This window comes from Brachybacterium rhamnosum, assembly GCF_039526185.1.
In the GTDB taxonomy this organism is placed as follows: domain Bacteria; phylum Actinomycetota; class Actinomycetes; order Actinomycetales; family Dermabacteraceae; genus Brachybacterium; species Brachybacterium rhamnosum.
In genome coordinates this window covers 1,430,101-1,449,667 of sequence record NZ_BAAAIS010000002.1, presented here as the reverse complement: position 1 = coordinate 1,449,667, position 19,567 = coordinate 1,430,101, and the positions used below count along the sequence as shown (strand labels likewise).

At 72.5% G+C, this 19,567-nt stretch carries 14 protein-coding genes; 6 read left to right on the top strand and 8 right to left on the bottom strand.

The genetic code is table 11. The features are described 5' to 3' along the window. Positions 1-67 precede the first annotated feature (67 nt). Positions 68-3,961, top strand: coding sequence for a Pls/PosA family non-ribosomal peptide synthetase (locus tag ABD080_RS08455; RefSeq protein ID WP_343904382.1), 3,894 nt, complete (start codon positions 68-70; stop codon positions 3,959-3,961). Further along, positions 3,958-5,346 carry a M1 family metallopeptidase gene (locus ABD080_RS08450; RefSeq protein WP_343904381.1) on the top strand — a complete coding sequence of 463 codons (1,389 nt, stop codon included), beginning with the start codon at positions 3,958-3,960 and terminating at the stop codon, positions 5,344-5,346. The genes ABD080_RS08455 and ABD080_RS08450 overlap by 4 nt, the downstream gene beginning before the upstream one ends. 274 nt (positions 5,347-5,620) lie before the next feature. Here ABD080_RS08450 and ABD080_RS08445 read toward each other — a convergent pair whose 3' ends face one another. Then, a complete protein-coding gene (locus ABD080_RS08445) occupies positions 5,621-6,154 on the bottom strand; it encodes a 4'-phosphopantetheinyl transferase family protein (RefSeq protein ID WP_343904380.1) in 534 nt (177 codons plus the stop codon). 82 nt (positions 6,155-6,236) lie between these two features. Continuing rightward, entirely contained in the window at positions 6,237-7,205 is a 969-nt protein-coding gene (gene nrdF, locus ABD080_RS08440; RefSeq protein ID WP_343904379.1) for a class 1b ribonucleoside-diphosphate reductase subunit beta, read from the bottom strand. 573 nt (positions 7,206-7,778) lie between these two features. Between nrdF and ABD080_RS08435 the strand changes: the two genes are divergently transcribed. Further along, the gene (locus tag ABD080_RS08435) at positions 7,779-8,165 is read left to right on the top strand and encodes a PadR family transcriptional regulator (protein WP_343904378.1); all 387 of its coding nucleotides are present in this window, start codon (positions 7,779-7,781) and stop codon (positions 8,163-8,165) included. Then, complete coding sequence (locus tag ABD080_RS08430) at positions 8,162-9,187, top strand: permease prefix domain 1-containing protein (RefSeq protein ID WP_343904377.1); 1,026 nt, start codon at positions 8,162-8,164, stop codon at positions 9,185-9,187. Before ABD080_RS08435 ends, ABD080_RS08430 begins: the two co-directional genes overlap by 4 nt. 13 nt (positions 9,188-9,200) lie before the next feature. Here ABD080_RS08430 and ABD080_RS08425 read toward each other — a convergent pair whose 3' ends face one another. Continuing rightward, a complete protein-coding gene (locus ABD080_RS08425) occupies positions 9,201-10,601 on the bottom strand; it encodes a multidrug effflux MFS transporter (RefSeq protein ID WP_343904376.1) in 1,401 nt (466 codons plus the stop codon). Between the two features lie 330 nt (positions 10,602-10,931). Here ABD080_RS08425 and ABD080_RS08420 point away from each other — a divergent pair, with 330 nt between their 5' ends. Further along, positions 10,932-12,350: a sugar porter family MFS transporter gene (locus ABD080_RS08420; protein ID WP_240811289.1), complete on the top strand. Its 1,419-nt coding sequence runs from the start codon at positions 10,932-10,934 to the stop codon at positions 12,348-12,350. Positions 12,351-12,445: 95 nt separating this feature from the next. Here ABD080_RS08420 and ABD080_RS08415 read toward each other — a convergent pair whose 3' ends face one another. The 3 genes from ABD080_RS08415 to ABD080_RS08405 all read right to left on the bottom strand — a co-directional run bounded on the left by ABD080_RS08415 (position 12,446) and on the right by ABD080_RS08405 (position 16,058). Next, the gene (locus ABD080_RS08415; RefSeq protein ID WP_343904375.1) at positions 12,446-13,999 is read right to left on the bottom strand and encodes an MFS transporter; all 1,554 of its coding nucleotides are present in this window, start codon (positions 13,997-13,999) and stop codon (positions 12,446-12,448) included. A 162-nt stretch (positions 14,000-14,161) separates the two neighbouring features. After that, positions 14,162-14,944: an IclR family transcriptional regulator gene (locus tag ABD080_RS08410; protein ID WP_343904374.1), complete on the bottom strand. Its 783-nt coding sequence runs from the start codon at positions 14,942-14,944 to the stop codon at positions 14,162-14,164. A 16-nt stretch (positions 14,945-14,960) separates the two neighbouring features. Next, a complete protein-coding gene (locus tag ABD080_RS08405) occupies positions 14,961-16,058 on the bottom strand; it encodes a D-2-hydroxyacid dehydrogenase (protein WP_343904373.1) in 1,098 nt (365 codons plus the stop codon). A gap of 123 nt (positions 16,059-16,181) precedes the next feature. Between ABD080_RS08405 and ABD080_RS08400 the strand changes: the two genes are divergently transcribed. Continuing rightward, positions 16,182-17,141 carry an NAD(P)-dependent oxidoreductase gene (locus ABD080_RS08400; RefSeq protein ID WP_343904372.1) on the top strand — a complete coding sequence of 320 codons (960 nt, stop codon included), beginning with the start codon at positions 16,182-16,184 and terminating at the stop codon, positions 17,139-17,141. A 37-nt stretch (positions 17,142-17,178) separates the two neighbouring features. Here ABD080_RS08400 and ABD080_RS08395 read toward each other — a convergent pair whose 3' ends face one another. Both ABD080_RS08395 and nrdE read right to left on the bottom strand, forming a co-directional pair. Further along, positions 17,179-17,358, bottom strand: a complete 180-nt coding sequence (locus tag ABD080_RS08395; protein ID WP_343904371.1) for a hypothetical protein — start codon at positions 17,356-17,358, stop codon at positions 17,179-17,181. Between the two features lie 76 nt (positions 17,359-17,434). Next, positions 17,435-19,567: a class 1b ribonucleoside-diphosphate reductase subunit alpha gene (nrdE, locus tag ABD080_RS08390; RefSeq protein ID WP_264451510.1), complete on the bottom strand. Its 2,133-nt coding sequence runs from the start codon at positions 19,565-19,567 to the stop codon at positions 17,435-17,437.

The following is a 19,567-nucleotide window of genomic DNA, read 5'->3' as shown; positions in this document are numbered from 1 at the left end:
CACACCGCACGGCAGGTCCCGTGGACGCTCCCTGTCCCCGGGGCGCGCGACGGGCGACAATCACGAGGTGACAGACCCCGTGCCCTCCCTCCTCCCCGAGCTCCTCGCCGGTGACCGCGCCCCCGCCGCGCGCACCCTCGTCGACGTCCTCGCCCGGACCGTCGCCGCGAACGGCGACGCCCCGGCCCTCGACACGGGACTGACCTCCCTCACCTACCGCGAGCTGCACGACGCCGCGGACGAGGTCGCCGACCGCCTCGCCGCGATCGGCGCGGGCCCCGGCGACGCCGTGGGCGTGCGCATCGCCTCCGGCACCACGGACCTCTACATCGCGATCATCGGGATCCTGCTCGCCGGCTGCGCGTACGTGCCGGTCGACGCCGACGACCCCGACGAGCGGGCCCGCGTGGTCTTCGAGGAGTCCGCCGCCGTCGCCGTCATCGGCGACGAGCTCGCGATCACGGCGACCGACGTCGGCGCCGGCCGCGCCGCCCGCGAACGGGCCGCGGTCACCCCGGCCCAGGACGCCTGGATCATCTTCACCTCCGGCTCGACCGGCAAGCCCAAGGGCGTCGCCGTCTCCCACCGCAGCGCCGCCGCCTTCGTGGACGCCGAGTCGCGGATGTTCCTCCAGGACGCGCCCATCGGCCCCGGGGACCGGGTCATGGCCGGGCTCTCCGTCGCCTTCGACGCGAGCTGCGAGGAGATGTGGCTGGCCTGGGCCTACGGCGCCTGCCTCGTGCCCGCTCCGCGCTCCCTCGTGCGCTCCGGGGTCGACGTCGGCCCCTGGCTCACGGCCAACGCCATCACGATCGTCTCCACCGTCCCCACCCTCGTCTCGCTCTGGCCGAACTCCTCCCTGGAGAAGGTGCGACTGCTCATCATGGGCGGCGAGGCCTGCCCGCCCGAGCTCGCCGCCCGCCTGCAGGCGCCCGGCCGCGAGGTCTGGAACACCTACGGGCCCACCGAGGCGACCGTCGTCGCCTGCGGCGCGCAGCTCGACGGGCAGGGCCCCGTGCGGATCGGCCTCCCGCTGGACGGCTGGGACCTCGCCGTCGTCGACGAGCAGGACGTGCCCGTGCCGGAGGGCGGCACCGGGGAGCTGATCATCGGCGGCGTGGGCCTCGCCCGCTACCTCGACCCCGCCAAGGACGCCGAGAAGTACGCCCCGATGCCCACCCTCGGCTGGGAGCGCGCGTACCGCTCCGGGGACCGCGTGGTCAACGATCCCGCCGGCCTGCTCTTCGCGGGCCGCGCCGACGACCAGATCAAGCTCGGCGGCCGCCGCATCGAGCTCGGCGAGATCGACGACCAGATGCTGCGCCTGCCGGGCGTCGTCTCCGCGGCCGCCGCCGTGCGCCGCACCGCCTCCGGCAACCAGCTCCTCGTCGGCTACCTCACCGTCGACGCCGCCTACGACGCCTCCGCCGCGCGCGCCCTGCTGCGCGAGCGCATGCCCGCCGCCCTCGTGCCGCGCCTCGCCGTGGTCGACGAGCTGCCCACCCGCACCTCCGGCAAGGTGGACCGCGACGCACTGCCCTGGCCGCTGCCGCAGTCCGCGGGCGGGGCCGACGGCGGCTCCGCGCTCCACGGCACCGCCGCCTGGATCGCCGAGATCTGGGCGGACGTCCTCGGCGCGGGGGTCACCTCCGGCACGGAGGACTTCTTCGACCTGGGCGGCGGCTCCCTCACCGCGGCGCAGGTCGTGGGCCGCCTGCGGGAGCAGCACCCCGAGGTCGCCGTGGCCGACGTCTACACCCACCCGACCCTCGCCGGCCTCGCCGCCGCGGTCGAGTCGATGGGCGTGGCGACCGCCCGCAGCGACCGCGAGGTCCCGCCGCTGCGCCGCGGCTTCCAGCTCGCCCAGCTCGTGGCGCTGCTGCCGCTGCGGGCGCTCGGCGCGCTGCGCTGGGTGGCCTGGCTGCTCGTCGCCTCCGCCCTCGCCGCGCCCGTCCTGGACCTGCCGTGGCTGCCCGCGGTCCCGCTCGCGGTGACGATCCCGCTCGCCCTCGCCGTGCTGCTGCCGCCGGTGCGGATGACGATCGCGGCCCTGCTCGCCCGTCTGCTGCTCGCCGGGGTCCGCGAGGGGACGCACCGCCGCGGCGGCCTCGTGCACCTGCGGCTGTGGGTCGCCGAACGGGTCCAGGAGGAGCTCGGGGCGACCCACCTCACCGGGGCCCCGTGGATCCCGTTCTACGCGCGACTGCTCGGGGCGCGCCTGGGCCGCGACGTGGACCTCCACTCCCTCCCGCCCGTCACCGGTCGCCTCCACGTCGGCACCGGCGCGAGCGTCGAGCCCGAGGTCGACCTCGCGGGGACCTGGATCGACGGGGACACCCTGCACATCGGCACCGTGCGCATCGGCAAGCACGCCCGCGTGGGCGCCCGCTCGACCCTCGGCCCCGGAGCCCGCATCGGCCACGACGCGGAGGTCGGCCCCGGCAGCGCCGTGCTCGGCGAGGTGCCCGCCGGCGAGTTCTGGTCCGGCTCCCCCGCGTCCCGTCGCGGCCGGGCCCGCGGCCCCTGGTCCCCTGAGCACCCCTCCCGCAGCCCGCTGTGGCTCGCCGCCTACGCGCTCGTCGCGCTCCTCGTCGGCTCCCTGCCCGGTCTCGCCGTGCTCGCCGGGGCCGCCGTGCTGCTGCCCGCCGCGAACGGCACCGCGTCCCTGCGCGAGGCGATCCTCGCCGCGCTCCCCTGGCTGCCGCTCGCCGCCCTCGCCGGCTACCTGCTGCTCGGCGTCGGCGTGCTCGTCCTGACCCGCCTCTTCGCCCTCGGCATCCGCCCCGGCCACCATCCCGTGCGCTCCGCCGCCGGCGTGCAGATCTGGGGCACCCTGCGCCTCCTCGACGAGGCCCGGAACTGGCTGTTCCCGCTGTACTCCGGGGCGCTCACCCCGATCTGGCTGCGCCTGCTCGGCGCGAAGGTCGGCAAGGGCGTCGAGGCCTCGACCGTGCTGCTCATCCCGAGCCTCGTCCAGGTGGGCGACCACGCCTTCCTCGCGGACGACACCATGGTGGGCTCCTACGAGCTCGGCGGCGGCTGGATCCGCGTGGAGCGCGTGAAGGTGGGCCGCCGCGCCTTCGTCGGCAACTCCGGCATGCTCGCCCCGGGCCGCAAGGTCCCCAAGAAGTCCCTCGTCGCCGTGCTCTCCGCGGCGCCGCGGCGCAAGGGCGCGAAGGCCGGCAGCTCCTGGATGGGCAGCCCGCCGCGCAGGCTGCGCCGCACCGGCGGCGAGGCCGACGAGTCCCGCACCTACGCGCCCGCGCGGCGCCTGCACGTGTATCGCGGCCTCGTGGAGACCTGCCGGATCGTGCCGCTGCTGCTCGCCGTGCTCCTGTACGCCGCCGTCGGCGCGACCCTGCTCGCGCTGCTCGTGCGGCCCGGCGACGGTCTCGCCGCGGCCCTGCTGCTCGGCGGGCCCGTGCTGCTCGCCGGCTCGGTCGCCGCGGCCCTCATGGCGGTGCTCGCGAAGTGGCTCGTCGTGGGCCGCCACCGCGAGGGCGAGCACGGTCTGTGGACCTCCTTCGTGTGGCGCAACGAGCTCGCGGACACCTTCACCGAGGTGCTCGCCGCGCCCTGGTTCGCCCGCGTCACCACCGGTTCCCCCGCGCTCGTGTGGTGGCTGCGGGCGATGGGCGCCCGCATCGGCCGCGGCGTCTGGTGCGAGAGCTACTGGCTGCCCGAGACGGACCTCGTCACCCTCGGCGCGGGCGCCACCGTGAACCGCGGCTGCGTCGTCCAGACCCACCTCTTCCACGACCGCGTGCTGAGCATGGACACGGTGACCCTCGACGCAGGTGCGACCCTGGGTCCGGGCAGCGTGATCCTCCCCGCCGCCCGGATCGACCGCCACGCGACCGTCGGGCCCGTCTCGCTGGTCATGCGCGGCGAGCGCGTGCCCCCGGGCACCCGCTGGACCGGCAACCCCATCAGCCCCTGGGCGGAAGAGGAGAGCGGATGAGCTCGCAGAGCAACCACCACCACGGCGGTCGCGGCGGCAGCGACCCGTACGTCCCCGGCCACGGCGATGCCTCCTACGGCGTGCTCCACTACGACCTCGACCTCGTCTACAAGGTCGACACGAACCGGCTCGACGCCGAGGCGACCCTCACCTGCCGCGGTCTCGCCGACGCCCCGTCGCTGCGCCTGGACCTGCGCGGCCTCACCGTCCGCGCCGTCAAGGTCGACGGGAAGCCCGCCAAGCACACCCACGAGGGCGGCGCGCTCACCGTGAAGCACCCCGTGCGCGAGGGCGAGGAGCTCACCGTGCACGTGAAGTACGCGGGAAAGCCTCACCCGGTGCCCTCGAAGGTGCTGGGCAGCGCCGGCTGGGAGGAGCTGACGGACGGCGTCATCGTCGCCGCGCAGCCCCACGGCGCGCCCTCCTGGTACCCGTGCAACGACCGGCCGGACGACAAGGCCACCTACACGATGCGGGTCGCCGCCCCGCCCAGCCATTGGGTCGCCCTCGCCGGGGAGCTCGAGGGGAAGCACCGCAGCGGTGCCGTCACCACCTGGTCCTACCGCCAGGACGTGCCGATGCCGACCTACCTCGCGACCGTGCAGATCGGCCGGTACACGGCGGTCGAGCACGAGGGCGGCCCGGTGCCCGTGCGCACGCTCGTCCCCTCCGGGGTGGGCGAGCGGGACCTCGCGCCGACCTTCGGCCGGCAGGGCGAGATGATCGCCTTCTTCGCGGGCCTGTTCGGCGACTACCCATTCGCCTCGTACACGGCCGTGATCACGGCCGACGACCTCGAGATCCCGCTCGAGTCGCAGGGCCTGTCCACCTTCGGGAAGAACTTCGTGGGCGAGGACTGGGAGTCCGAGCGGCTCGTCGCCCACGAGCTCTCCCACCAGTGGTTCGGCAACGCCGTGACCCTCGCCCGCTGGCAGGACATCTGGCTGCACGAGGGCTTCGCCTGCTACTGCGAGTGGCTGTGGGCGGAGGAGACGGGGCATGCGAGCGTCGCCGAGGAGGCGCTCCGCCACCACGCCGGCCTCGCCCGCAAGAAGCAGGACCTGCTGCTCGCGGATCCGGGCCCCGAGCTCATGTTCGACGACCGCGTCTACAAGCGGGGCGCCCTCACGGTCCACGCGCTGCGCCGCCGCGTGGGCGACGAGGCCTTCTTCGCCCTGGTCTCCTCGTGGATCGCGGAGCACTCGGGCGGCTCCGTCACCACCGAGATGTTCGAGGAGCATGCGCAGGCCGCCGCCGGGGACGACGACCTCTCCGACCTGTTCGGCGCCTGGCTGCACGAGCGCGAGCTGCCGGAGCTGCCGGAGGAGCCCGCGCCGCGCGAGCCCACCCACCGCGGCCTGCGCGGACTGTTCAGCCGCTCCTGACGACGTGCCGGGCCCCGTCGGCCCGGTCGGCCGGGCCTGCCCTGCCGGGTCGCCCCCGTCGACCCCGCCGCTCCGTCGGCCGGGCTGCGGGACCTCCTCGACCGCATGTCCGCTCCTGGAGCTCGACCCGTACGAAGAGGTCCCGCACTCCAGGAGCTCACGGGACGTCATCGCGCAGGTCCCCCGCATACGGGCCGCATCTGCGCGATAACGTCCCGACCCCGCCGCGGCTCAGCCCGGCGGGCCGACGGGCAACGCAACCGCGGGCCGCTACTCAGCCCGGCGGCCCGCCCGGCAGCGCGATCGCGGCGACGAAGCCGGGTGGCGCCGCGATCCGGCGCACGTCGACGTCGGCGAGCCGCACATCCGGCATCGGGGTGCGCAGGCCCGTGCCGAGCAGCTTGAGCACTGCCTCCTTGCCTGCCCACAGCCGGGCCCGGCCCTCCGACGTGCGGGCGAGGTGCTCCTCCCCCGGCGCGAGGACGAGCGACGGGTCCCAGCGGGCATCGACCGCGGCGATCTCCTCGATGTCCACGCCGATCCCGCCTCCGAGGTGGACTGCGGTCAGCAGATGCGGACCGGACCGGGACAGGCTCACCCCGATCCGGACGCCGTCCCCATCGGCCTGCCCCGCCACCCGCGCCCAGGGAGGCCCGTGCGCGGATGAGCCGCAGGCGGGGCACAGCCGCCCGGTGCGCACGTCGGCCGCCGTGATCCGCCTGGCCGGCACACCGGCCACGTCGGCCCCGGCGTCCGTGAGCAGATCGGCGACCTGCGCCCGCAGGGCCCTGTCGGCGTCGGTGGCCACCGGGAGCAGGCGCACATGCACGGACGGCGCCGGACCCGCTGGTCCGACGCCGTCCGTGCACGAGGTGGTGATCACCGGGGGATCAGAAGTCCCAGTCCTCGTCGTCCGTGTCGACGGCCTTGCCCATGACGTAGCTCGAGCCGGAGCCGGAGAAGAAGTCGTGGTTCTCGTCCGCGTTCGGGGAGAGCGCCGCGAGGATCGCGGGGTTCACCTCGACCTGGTCCGCCGGGAAGAGCGCCTCGAAGCCGAGGTTCATGAGCGCCTTGTTCGCGTTGTACCGCAGGAAGGTCTTGACCTCCTCGGTCCAGCCCACCGGGTCGTAGAGGTCCTCCGTGTACTCCTCCTCGTTCTCGTACAGCTCGAAGAGCAGCGAGAAGGTGTAGTCCTTGAGCTCGGCCTGGCGCTCCGCGGAGGCCTGCTCGTAGGCCTTCTGGAACTTGTAGCCGATGTAGTAGCCGTGCACGGCCTCGTCACGGATGATCAGGCGGATGATGTCCGCGGTGTTCGTGAGCTGGCCGTGGCTCGAGTAGTGCATGGGCAGGTAGAAGCCCGAGTAGAAGAGGAAGGACTCGAGCAGCGTCGAGGCGATCTTGCGCTTCTCCGGGTCGTCGCCCTGGTAGTAGCCCATGACGATCGACGCCTTCTTCTGCAGCGCGGAGTTCTCCTCGCTCCAGCGGAAGGCGTCGTCGATCTGCTTCGTGTTCGAGAGCGTCGAGAAGATCTGCGAGTAGGACTTCGCGTGCACGGACTCCATGAACGCGATGTTCGTGTACACGGCCTCCTCGTGGGGCGTCACCGCGTCGGGGATCAGGGAGACCGCGCCCACCGTGCCCTGCACCGTGTCCAGGAGCGTGAGCCCCGTGAACACGCGCATGGTGAGGGTCTGCTCCTGCTCGGTGAGCCGGCCCCACGACTGGATGTCGTTGGAGAGCGGCACCTTCTCGGGGAGCCAGAAGTTGCCGGTCAGGCGATCCCAGACCTCCTGGTCCTTCGGATCCGGGATCCGGTTCCAGTTGATCGCCTGGACGGTCGTCTTCAGGTGGTCGTTCACCGCAGCCTCGCTGTCACGTCTGGGAGTTGATCGTGGCCAGTCTAGGCGGGCGCGGCGGCCCGGAGCGGGCCCGCCGGGCCGTGACGCAGTGGGGCTTCCCACCCGCCCCAGGGCGCCCCACGGGAAGACCGAGGTCGGGGGCGCGGAGCAGCGTCCGCGGCCGACCGCGGAGCCCGCGAGCTCCGGCGCGAGGACGCGGTTCGAGGGCGAGTCGTGCGGCCGCGCGGCGTGAAGGCGAGTCGTGCAGGCGCGCGATGCGAGAGCGCGCGGCGTGAGGGCGCGCCGCTCGGGCGCAGGGGTCCGCGATCCCGCGCCGCGCGACGAGCGCCTCGCGCGGCGCCCGCCGGCGCCGGGCGCCGGGGTGGCGGGCCCACTCCCCCTCGACCTCATGCTCGACGCCCGGGCGAGGGCCTGGACCTCCCGGCTGCGGCGGGAGAGCCGGACGAGCCGGGCGCGGGCGTCGAAAGGGTCCGAAGCCCCTCGTTCGACGCACCCCTTGCCGTAGTACGTCTGCCGTAGTACGGTGGCCGTAGCAGGGAGACGTCCTCCCCGCCGTCACGACGAGGAGGACCGATGATCGGAGCCGACGCGATCCGCGGGCACATCGATCTGATCCTGCTCGCGACCATCGAGCACGGGCGCTCCTACGCCTACGAGATCTCCAAGACGCTCGAGCGCCGCTCCTCCGGCGAGTACACGATCAAGCAGACCACCCTCTACACGGCGGTCAAGCGTCTGCAGGCCCAGGGTCTCCTCGATGCGCACGAGGAGCTCTCCGAGACAGGCAAGCCCCGCACCTACTACGCCCTCACCGTAGAGGGCCACGAGCAGCTCGCCCTGAAGCGCGACGAATGGCGCAGCACCCGCGACCTCGTCGACCAGTTCGCCGTCCCCACCGGGGACGCGCAGCCCTCCTCCGCAGCTCAGCCCTCCCACGAACAGGACCAGGTCCCGTCATGAGCGTCATCGACTCCTATCTCGACACCCTCTTCGCGCCCTACCCCGACACCGCCCGCATGCGGGAGGCGCGCATCGAGCTGCGGGACATGATGGAGGACTCCGTGCAGGGCCTCATGGGCGAGGGCCTGACCGAGTCGCAGGCCCTGGGCCGCGTCATCGCGGACTTCGGCAGCCTCGAGGAGGTCGCCGGCGAGCTCGGCATCGACCGCGAGCTGGGCCGCGCCGCGCACGGTGCGCACTCCGACACCGAGGACCGTCCCACCCTCGACCTCCCGCGGGCGCAGGAGTACGCCGCCGCCGCGCGCGGGGTCCAGGGCTTCTCGGCAGCCTCGATCGTGCTGTTCGTGCTGTGCCCCGTCCCCCTGATGCTCGCGATCGCCGTGCACGGCACGGTCGTCCCCGAGCCGGCCCCCTGGGCGATCGGGATCGGACTCGTGCTGCTGCTGGTGGTGGTCGCCGCCGGCGTGGTGCTGATGACCGTCCGTGGGGCCCGGCTCGCCGGGTTCGAGGACGTGACCGAGATGACGTCACGCCCCTCCCCCGAGGTGCGTCGCTACGCCGCGGACCTCCGCACCGAGCACGCCCGCACCCGCGCGATCGGCGGCGCCGTCGCGACCACGCTGTGGATCCTCGCCGCCGCGCCGGTGGTGCTCACCGCCTTCGCGGCGGACGGCGACAGCAGCAGCGTGCTGCCGCTCTACGGCGTGGTGGGCACGCTGGTCATGGTCGCGCTCGGCATCGCCTTCATGTTCTCCACGAGCTGGTCCTCCGACGTCGCCGAGACGCTGCTCGCCACCGAGACCGGCGAGGAGTCGCTCGAGAACAGCTCGTCGCCCGCCGTCCGCGCGATCGCCGCGGTGTACTGGCCGGTCTTCGCGGGCGTCTACCTCGGATGGAGCTTCTTCACCGGCGACTGGGATCGCACCTGGATCATCTGGCCCGTGGCCGGCGTGCTCTACGCGGCGCTGTGGGCGCTGAACTCCGCGCTCGAGCGACCCGAGGAGCGGCGCCCCGCCCGCTGAGGGACGGGGCGGTTCAGGCCGTCGCGCGGTGCCGGGTGCGGCCCGCGATCACGAGGCACGTGACCGAAGCGGCGACGCCGACGACCATGACGATGCCCATCGGCACGGCGGACTCGGTGCCCGCGACACCCACGAGCGGCGAGGCGATCGAGGCGGAGAACGAGAAGCCGAGGCCCAGCAGGGCGGAGCCGGTGCCCGCGCGGTCCAGCGCCTCGCGCGAGGCGAGGGCGCCCGCGTTGCCGAAGATGAGGCCCTGCGGGGCGACCATGAGGAAGAAGCCCGGGATGACGATCCACGCCGGGGTGCCCAGCAGCAGCGCGCCGATCAGCAGGCTCACGGAGGCGACGGACGTCACCGAGAGGCCGACCTTCACGAGGGTGCGCGGGGCCACGCGGCCGGAGAGCCGCGCGGAGGTGAGCGACATCGCCATCATGCCCACCGAGTTGATCGCGAAGAGCACCGAGTACTCCTGCGAGCTGAAGCCGAGCATCTCCTGCATGACGAAGGAGGAGGCGGCGACGTAGGCCATGAGGGAGAACGCGGAGAACGCGTTGACCATCATGTACGAGGTGAACTGGGGGCGGCGCAGGAGGTCCCCGGTGCTCGTGAGGAACAGCCGGAACCCGCCGCTGTGGCGCCGGGAGCGCGGCAGCGACTCGGGGATCAGCAGCAGCACGCCGATCAGCGAGATCAGGGACATCGCGGCGATCACGAGGAACACCTCGCGCCACTGGCCGACCAGCAGGATCAGCCCGCCCAGCAGCGGGGCGACGATCGGGGCGACGCCGCCCACGCCCTGCATGATGTTCATGGTGCGGAACAGCTCGGGGCCGTCGGTGAGGTCGATGAGGACCGCGCGGCCCAGCACCATGCCGAAGCCGCCGCCGATCCCCTGCAGCACGCGGAAGATCAGGAGCACCTGGATGTTCGGCACGAGCGCGCAGACGATCGAACCGACGAGGCACAGCACGATCCCGACGAGCAGCGGTCCGCGGCGGCCGAGGCGGTCGGAGAGCGGGCCGGCGACGATCTGACCGCCCGCGGTGCCGACGAAGAACGCGGTGATCGTCAGCTGCAGCAGGGCGGCCGTGGTGCCGAGGTCGCTCGTCACGTCCGGGAACGCCGGGATGTACATGTCGGTCGCGAGCGGGCCGATCGCGCTGAGCGTCGTGAGCACGACGATCACCATGACGGTGACCTTGGAGCGGGTGCGGGCGTACTCGGCCTCGCTGGGGAGGTGCGCGAGGTCGCGGTCGGCGAGGTCCTCGAGCACCGGGATGCCGCCGGTCATCGTGGTGGGGATGGGGCCGGTGAAGGTGCGCGGCTCGGCGTCCTCGTGGGAGGCGCCGGACCGGCGGGTCTCGGGTGCGGGGGTGGGCTGCGACGGGGTGCGGTCGTCGTCGGGCGCAGTCATCGGTGATCTCACATCGAGGGGAGGGAAGGGGACACGGGATGCCGGGGGCAGGGACCGCTCGCTCGAACCTACCCCCGCAGCGCGCGGATGTGCACGTTCACGGCCACGGAGTGGACCGGCCCCCTCTGTCGGCCCGCTGACACCGTCTCGCCGAGCCCCCGTCGGAGGGTCTATCCTCGTCGCCGCCACAGTCGGTTCGGGGGAATCCGCATGGTCGCCCCGATCCGGCGTCGTGCCAGACGTCCCCGAGCATCGGAGCCCTCCGTGTCCACTGAACCCCGCCGCACCGTCGCGGAGCCGCCCGACTCCCCCGCCCCCGGCGCGAAGGCGCTGAGCGCGCGCGTGCTCGCGCTGGCCCTCGCGGGAGCCCTCGGCGGGTTCCTGTTCGGCTTCGACTCCTCCGTGGTCAACGGCGCCGTCGGCGCCATCGAGGGGCAGTTCGGCCTCGACCCCGCGATCACCGGCTTCGCGGTCGCGAGCGCCCTGCTGGGCTGCGCGGTGGGCGCCTACTTCGCCGGTCGTCTCGCGAACCGCTGGGGCCGCATCCCGGTGATGCTCGTGGGCGCCGTCCTGTTCCTCTCCTCCTCGATCGGCGCGGGCCTCGCCTTCGGCGTCGCGGATCTCGTGATCTGGCGGATCATCGGCGGCCTCGGCATCGGCATCGCCTCGGTCACCGCACCCACGTACATCGCGGAGATCGCCCCGCGGAAGATCCGCGGCCGCCTCGCCTCCCTCCAGCAGCTCGCGATCACGATCGGCATCTTCGCGGCGCTGCTGTCCAACGCGGTGCTCGCGAACAGCGCCGGCGGCGCCGCCCAGCAGCTCTGGCTGGGCCTGCCGGCCTGGCGCTGGATGTTCCTCGTGGGCGCCGTGCCCGCCGTCGTCTACGGCGTGGTCGCGCTCGTGATCCCCGAGTCCCCGCGCTTCCTCATGATGAAGGGCAAGGAGGAGAAGGCTCGCGAGGTGCTCGCGACGATCGTCGCGCCCGAGGAGATGGACCGCGAGCTGCGGGACATCCGCGAGGCGCTCAAGGACGAGGAGATCGGCCGCTCGGGCTCCCTCAAGGGCAGCCTGCTGGGCCTGAAGCCCATCGTGTGGGTCGGTATCGCCGCCGGCATGCTCCAGCAGTTCGTGGGCATCAACGCGATCTTCTACTACTCCACGACCCTGTGGCAGTCCGTGGGCTTCACCGAGTCCGACTCGTTCACGATCTCCGTGGTGACGGGTCTGGTGAACATCGCCGTCACGTTCATCGCGATCGGTCTCGTGGACCGGATCGGCCGTCGGCTGCTGCTGCTGATCGGCTCGAGCGGCATGATCGTCACCCTCGCGACGCTCGCCCTGTCCTTCTCGCAGTCCGTCGAGGTCGACGGCGCACCGTCCCTGCCGGGGGCGTGGGGCCCGATCGCGCTGGTCGCCGCGAACCTCTACGTGGTCTTCTTCGGCGCGACCTGGGGCCCCGTGCTGTGGGTGCTGCTGGGCGAGATCTTCCCGACCCGCCTGCGCGGCAAGGCGATGGGCGTGGCGACCGGCATGCACTGGATCGCGAACTTCATCGTCAGCACCTCCTTCCCGGTGGTGGCGGACGTGTCGCTGGGGCTCGCGTACGGCATCTTCACGGCCTTCGCGGTGATCTCGCTGCTGTTCGTGAAGCTGTTCCTGCCGGAGACGAACGGGCTGTCCCTCGAGCAGGCGGACACCCTGCTGCCCACGACCCGCAGCTCCGAGCGGTACCGCCGCCGCTCCTGAGCGGAGCACCCTCGAGGTGCACGACGAACGCCGGAGGGCGCTGGGAGATCTCCCAGCGCCCTCCGGCGTTCCTGCGCCCCAGGGGGCAGGTGCCGTCAGCCGGCGGTCGTCGGCAGCGGGGTCCGGCCCGCCCCGGCGGTCTCGGGGCCGACGGACGCGCGGCCGCCGTCCACGGCGCCGTCCGTCGGCACCGCATCCTGTGCGGGGACCTGGGCGAGAGCCGCGGCGGGCACGTCGGGGACGTCGTGGTCGTGCTCGTCGCAGGAGATGCGCAGGGCGTCCTCCGTGCGGAGCAGGTCACGGCCACGGGTCTCGGGGACCAGGAAGGTCGAGGCGACGGTGATCGAGGCGAGCGTGCCCATGTAGACGGCGAGCACGGTCCAGTTGCCGCCGGTCCAGGCGAGCATCGCCGCGCCGAGCACACCGGCGAGGCCGCCCGCGAGCACCGCGGAGATCTCGCGGGCCATGGCCACGCCGAGGTAGCGGTGCTTGGCGCCGAAGAGCTCGGGCAGCATCGCGCACTGCGGGCCGAGCATGGTGTTCACGGCGACGCCGATGCCGATCGCGATCACGGCGACCGCGACGCCCTCGCCTGCGGAGGAGAGCAGGTACCAGGCCGGGAAGGTGTAGGCGAGCATGAAGACGGCGCCGGCGCGGTAGACGGGCACGCGGCCGAACCGGTCGGAGAGGTGGCCCGAGAGCGGGACCGTGATCGTGCCGATGAGCGCACCGATCGTGACGCCCCAGGTGACGGTGCCGCGGTCCATGCCGATCGCGGCGGAGGTCACGAAGGCGAGGGCGAGCGACTGGAACATGTAGCTGCCGCCGTTCTCCGCCATGCGCAGGCCGATGCCGACGACGACCCCGGCGCGGCCGCGGGTGAAGATCTCGCGCAGGGGACGCTCGGCGACCTGCTCGTGCTTCTCGAGGTGCACGAAGGTGGGGGTCTCGCGCAGGTGGGAGCGGATGAACAGCGCGATGATGATCAGCACGAACGAGGCGAGGAAGGGCAGGCGCCAGCCCCAGGCGAGGAAGGACTCCTCGGGCATGAGGGTGAGCAGGGAGAAGACGAGCGCGGCGAGGAGCGTGCCGCCCTGGATGCCGATGAACGGCAGGGCGGAGAAGAAGCCGCGGCGGCGCACGGGCGAGTACTCGGCCATGAGCACGGTGGCCCCGGCCTGCTCGGCGCCCGCACCGAGTCCCTGCAGGAGGCGGAGCACCACGAGCATGATCGGGGCGAGGTAGCCGGCCTGGTGGAAGGTGGGCAGCACGCCGATGAGGGTGGAGGCGCCGCCCATCAGCAGCACGGTGATCACGAGGACCCACTTGCGGCCCAGGCGGTCGCCGAGGGTGCCGAAGATGAGTCCGCCGAAGGGGCGGGCGACGAAGCCGACGCCGTAGATGCCGAAGGCGGCGACGGTGTTCATCGCGGGGTTGCCCTCGGGGAAGAACAGTGTGTTGAACACGAGCGCGGTCATGAGGCCGTACATCGCGAAGTCGAAGTACTCCATCGCGCTGCCGATGCTCGAGGAGAGCGTGGCGCGGCGGAGGTTCGCGGCGTAGTCAGCGGACGCAGCGGCGGCAGCAGGGTCCGTGGCGTCGGGCTGCGGGGCCCCCGTGGGGTGAGGGGAGTTCGTCGTCGAGCTCATGGCATCTCCTTCGATGCGACCGAAGCGGGCAAGGGCGTCGGATGCGGGCGGCGTGCGCCGCGGGTGACGCCCACTGTACTCAATTCTGAACACTGTGCAACAGGTTGAACGAACGGGTTTCCTGTGGATCCACGGCCGCGACGCCGGAGGGCCGGCCGGAGGTCAGGACGGGCGGCGCGAGAGCGGGTTCGTGAGCTGGGCGGCGATCCCCACGAGGGCCTCGCCGATGCCCGCGACGGTGCCCTCGTCCGCCTCGGCGGCGCTGAGGGCGACGCCGACGGCCATGCGGGGGTCACCGGGCTGCCAGGGATCCAGGGGCGCGGCGACGCCGTGGACGCCGGCGAAGGACTCCCCGCGGTCGATCGCGTAGCCGCGCTCCCGGGCGGCGGCGATCTTCTCGCGTACCTGCTGCGGGGTGCGCACGGACAGCTCGGTGGAGGGCGTGAAGGTCGAGGCCCCGAGGACCTCCTCGACCTCGGCATCACCTATGGCGAGCAGCATGGCGTTGCCGACCGCGCAGTGCACGAGCGGCAGGCGCGAGCCGAGCGGCGTGCCGAGGCGCTCGCGGCGACCCTCGTGGCGGGCGAGGTAGATCGCGTCGGGCACGTCGAGCATGGCGACCTGCACGACCTGGCCGCGCAGCAGCGGATCCGCCTCGACGACGGCGTAGAACTCGCGCACCTGGTTGAACTGGGCGGCGAAGGCGCCGCCGAGCTCCGCGGTGCGCAGCCCCAGGCGGTAGCCGCTCTCGGCACGCTGGATCATGCCCTCCGCCTCGAGGGCCTGGCAGATGTTCGAGGCGGAGGACTTCGCGATCCCGAGGCCGCGGGCGACCTCGGAGAGGGTCAGCGGGGCGCCGGCGGCCTCGAGCGCCCGCAGCACCCCCATCGCACGGCTCACGGCGGGTGAGGGGTCGCGCCCCTCGGGGGTGGTGCTGGCGCTCATGGGCACTCCTGGTCGATCAGTAGAACTCGACGGTGTCCACCACGTTGCGCAGCTCCCGCCCGTCGAGGAAGCGGTCGAGGTTGTCCACGAACAGCCGCACGATCCGCTCCTCCTCGCGCGAGGACAGCGCCGCCGTGTGGGGGCTGACCAGGACACGGGGATGATCCCACAGGGGGCTCGACTCCGGCAGCGGCTCGGTCGCGAAGACGTCGAGGGCGGCGAAGCCCACACGGCCGTCCTCGAGGGCGGCGTGGAGCGCGACCTCGTCGATCACGGTGCCGCGGCCGACGTTCACCACGATCGTGCCGGGACGCAGGGCACCGAGCACCTCCTCGCCCACGAGGCCCTCGGTCGCGGCGGTGCCGGGCAGGGTCACGACGATCGCCTCCGCGCGGGCGGCCGCGGCGGCGAGGTCGTCGATCGGGACGAGCTCGTCGACACCCTCGACGGCCACGCCGCTTCGGGTCGTGCCGAGCACGCGCGCGCCCGCGGCGCGGAAGAGGGAGGCGCACGCGCGGCCGATGCCGCCGAGGCCCACGACGAGCACGGTCATCTCGTCGAGATGCTGCATCTCCCAGCGGTCGGTCCACTCGTGGGCCCGCTGCTGGGCGCCGAGGCGCGGGAGGGTCTTGGCGCCGGCGAGCACGCCGAAGAGGGCGAACTCGGCGAGCGGCCGGCCGTGCACGCCGGCGGTCGTGGTGAAGGTGATGCGGTCGAGGGCCTCGCGGTCGAGGCCGGCGGCGAGGACCTGCGAGCCGCCGCCGGCGGCCATGGCCTGCACCCAGCGCAGGCGCGGGTTCGCGGCGACGGTGCGGGCGAGCGCGGCGGGGTCGACGTCGGGCAGGGAGAAGAGCACGTCGGCGGAGTCCACCATCGCGTCGAAGGCGGCCTGCTGCTCGGCGGTGCGCTCGTGGGCGGGGTCGCCGGACCAGTCGGCCGGGCCGCGGCGGGGGCGGTAGAGCGCATGATCGCGGACGACCTCGACGCGGGGCTGCGCCTCCTCGATGCGGCGGCAGAGGTCCTCGGGGAGGTCCGTGGCGATGACGACGCGGAGCCGGTCGGTGGGCGCGGCGGCGCGATCACCGACGGCGGGGGCGGGAGAGGTGGTGGACACGGGAGCTCCTTCGCCCGGTCCTCTGCGGCGAGGCCGGTTCGGCAACAGGGTCGGCTCCACCCTAGCGCGTGTTCAACATATTGGACACTGTTCTACTGTTTGGTCTCGCGGTAACCTCGTGCCATGAGCCACGACGACGTCCTGCTCCCCGCCCCGACGCCCCAGCCGGTGTCACCCGCCTCCGCTCCGGACGGCCCGGCGCCGACGGTGGGCGTGCTGGGCCTCGGCGCCATGGGCCTGCCCATGGCCGAGCACCTCCTCGCCGCCCACGGCGCGCTCACGGTGAGCTCCCGTCGGCCTCGGCCCGAGCTCACCGACCAGGGCGCCGCCTGGGCCGCCACCCCGCGCGAGCTCGCCGCGGCCAGCACCGCCGTGCTCGTCATGCTCCCGGACCTCCCCGAGCTCGAGCCCCTGCTCGAGGGCGAGGACGGCCTGCTCGCCGGCGCGGGCGACCTCCTGCTCATGATCGGCTCCACCTCCTCCCCCGTCGCCGTGCGCGCCCTCGACGCGGACCTCCGCTCCCGCACCGACGGCCGCGTGCGGGTCGTGGACTGCCCCGTCTCCGGCGGCGAGGACGGCGCCCGCGCCGGCACCCTGTCGATCATGCTCGGCGGCGCCGAGGAGGACACGGCCCTCGCGGCCCGCCTGATCGCCCCCTGCGGCACTCCCGTGCGCCTGGGCCCGCTCGGCGCCGGCGAGGTCGCCAAGGCCTGCAACCAGCTCATCGTCGGCGCGACCGCGCTCGCCCTCGGCGAGGTGACCGTGCTCGCCGAGCGCAGCGGGATCGACCTCGAGACCCTCTTCGACGTGCTGGGCGGCGGCTACGCGGGCTCCGCGTTCCTCCGGGCGCGCCGCGAGAAGTTCACGACCGGCGACGACTCCCCGAGCGGCGTCGCGAAGTACATGGTCAAGGACCTCCGCTTCGCGGCGGAGACCGCGGAGGCCACCGGCACCCAGGGCACTCTGCTCCCGGCCCTGCGCGCCGCCTACGACGAGCTCGTCGACGCGGGCCTCGGCGACCGCGATCTCGCGGCCACGCGACGCTTCACCGCCGGTCGGTCCGGAGCCCGCGAGGAGGGCTGAGCGCGCCGCGCCCGCAGGGCCGGCGCTCGCGCGGGGCTCAGCGGTCGTCCGCGCGCAGCCGCTCCCGCTCGGCGCGACGGTGCGGGCGCAGCCAGGACGGGCGGGCCCACAACGGCATGACGCGGCGATAGCCGGTCGCGAGCAGGGCCGCGCCCCAGAGGATCAGCTCCCCGATCACCGCGACCGGTATCAGCACGGACGCCTCGGTGCTTCGCACGCTGTGGACGGTGGCCATGGACGCCGACGGGCGGGCCTCCCCGTAGGGAGACCCGCCCGTCGGCGGAGGGGGGACCTCAGAGCATGCAGCTCACGCAGCCCTCGACCTCGGTGCCCTCGATGGCCATCTGCCGCAGGCGGATGTAGTAGAGGGTCTTGATGCCCTTGCGCCAGGCGTAGATCTGCGCCTTGTTGACGTCACGGGTGGTGGCGGTGTCCGGGAAGAAGAGGGTCAGCGACAGGCCCTGGTCCACGTGCTTCGTGGCCTCGGCGTAGGTGTCGATGATCTTCTCGTAGCCGATCTCGTACGCATCCTCGTAGTACTCGAGGTTGTCGTTCGTCATGTACGGCGCCGGGTAGTACACGCGGCCGATCTTCCCCTCCTTGCGGATCTCGATCTTGGAGACGATCGGGTGGATCGAGGAGGTCGAGCCGTTGATGTAGGAGATGGAGCCCGTGGGCGGCACCGCCTGCAGGTAGGCGTTGTACATGCCGTGCTTCTTCACGTCCTCGCGCAGCTGCGTCCAGTCCGCCGGGGTGGGCAGGTGCACGCTCGAGGCCTCGAAGATCGCGCGGATCTTCTCGGTGCGGGGGACCCACTCGCCGTCGATGTACTTGTCGAAGTACTCGCCGGTGCCGTAGGCGGAGTTCTCGAAGTCGTAGAAGACCTCGCCGCGCTCCTTGGCGATCTCCATCGAGGCGCGGATCGCCTGGTAGGTCACCGCGTAGAAGTACATGTTGGTGAAGTCCAGGCCCTCCTCGGATCCGTAGTGGATCGCCTCGCGGGCGAGGTAGCCGTGGAGGTTCATCTGGCCCAGGCCGATCGCATGGGACTTCCGGTTGCCCTCCGCGATGGTGGGCACCGACTCGATGTCCGAGGTGTCGGAGACGGCGGAGAGGCCGCGGATCGACGTCGCGATGGTGCGGGCGAAGTCCGGGGAGTCCATCGCCTTGGCGATGTTCAGCGAGCCCAGGTTGCAGGAGATGTCGCGGCCCAGCTCGTCGTAGCTGAGGTCGTCGTTCATCGTGGACGGCGTGGCGACCTGCAGGATCTCCGAGCACAGGTTCGAGTGGGTGACCTTGCCGGGGATGGCGTTGGCCCGGTTCACCGTGTCCTCGAACATGATGTACGGGTAGCCGGACTCGAACTGCAGCTCGGCGAGGGTCTGGAAGAACTCGCGCGCCTTGATCTTCTTCTTCGCGATGCGCGGGTTGTCGACCATCTCGCGGTAGTTCTCGGTGACGTTGACGTCCGCGAAGGGCTTGCCGTACTCGCGCTCCACGTCGTACGGGGAGAACAGGTACATCGGCTCGTTCTTCTTCGCGAGCTCGAAGGTGATGTCCGGGATCACGACGCCCAGGGAGAGGGTCTTGATGCGGATCTTCTCGTCGGCGTTCTCGCGCTTTGTGTCGAGGAACCGCAGGATGTCCGGGTGGTGCGCGTGCAGGTACACGGCACCGGCGCCCTGGCGCGCGCCGAGCTGGTTCGCGTAGGAGAAGGAGTCCTCGAGGAGCTTCATCACGGGGATGACGCCGCTGGACTGGTTCTCAATGTGCTTGATCGGCGCGCCGTACTCGCGGATGTTCGAGAGCAGGAGGGCCACACCGCCGCCGCGCTTGGACAGCTGCAGGGCGGAGTTGATCGAGCGGCCGATCGACTCCATGTTGTCCTCGATGCGCAGCAGGAAGCAGGAGACGAGCTCGCCGCGCTGGGCCTTGCCGGCGTTGAGGAAGGTGGGGGTCGCGGGCTGGAAGCGGCCGTCGAGGATCTCGTCGACCAGGTCGCGGGCGAGCTGCTCGTCACCGCGCGCGAGGGCGAGGGCGACCATGAGGACGCGGTCCTCGAAGCGCTCGAGGTAGCGCTTCCCGTCGAACGTCTTCAGCGTGTACGAGGTGTAGTACTTGAACGCGCCGAGGAAGGTCGGGAAGCGGAACTTCTTCGCGTACGCCTGCTCGGAGAGCGACTCGATGAAGGAGAAGTCGTACTGGTCGAGCACGGCCTGCTCGTAGTACTCGTTCTCGACGAGGTAGTCGAGCTTCTCCTTGAGGGAGTGGAAGAACACCGTGTTGGGGTTCACGTGCTGCAGGAAGTACTCCCGCGCGGCGAGGCGGTCCTTGTCGAACTGGATCTTCCCGTCCGGTCCGTACAGGTTCAGCATCGCGTTGAGCGCGTGGTAGTCGAGCTGCTTGTGGTGCTCGACCGCTGGCAT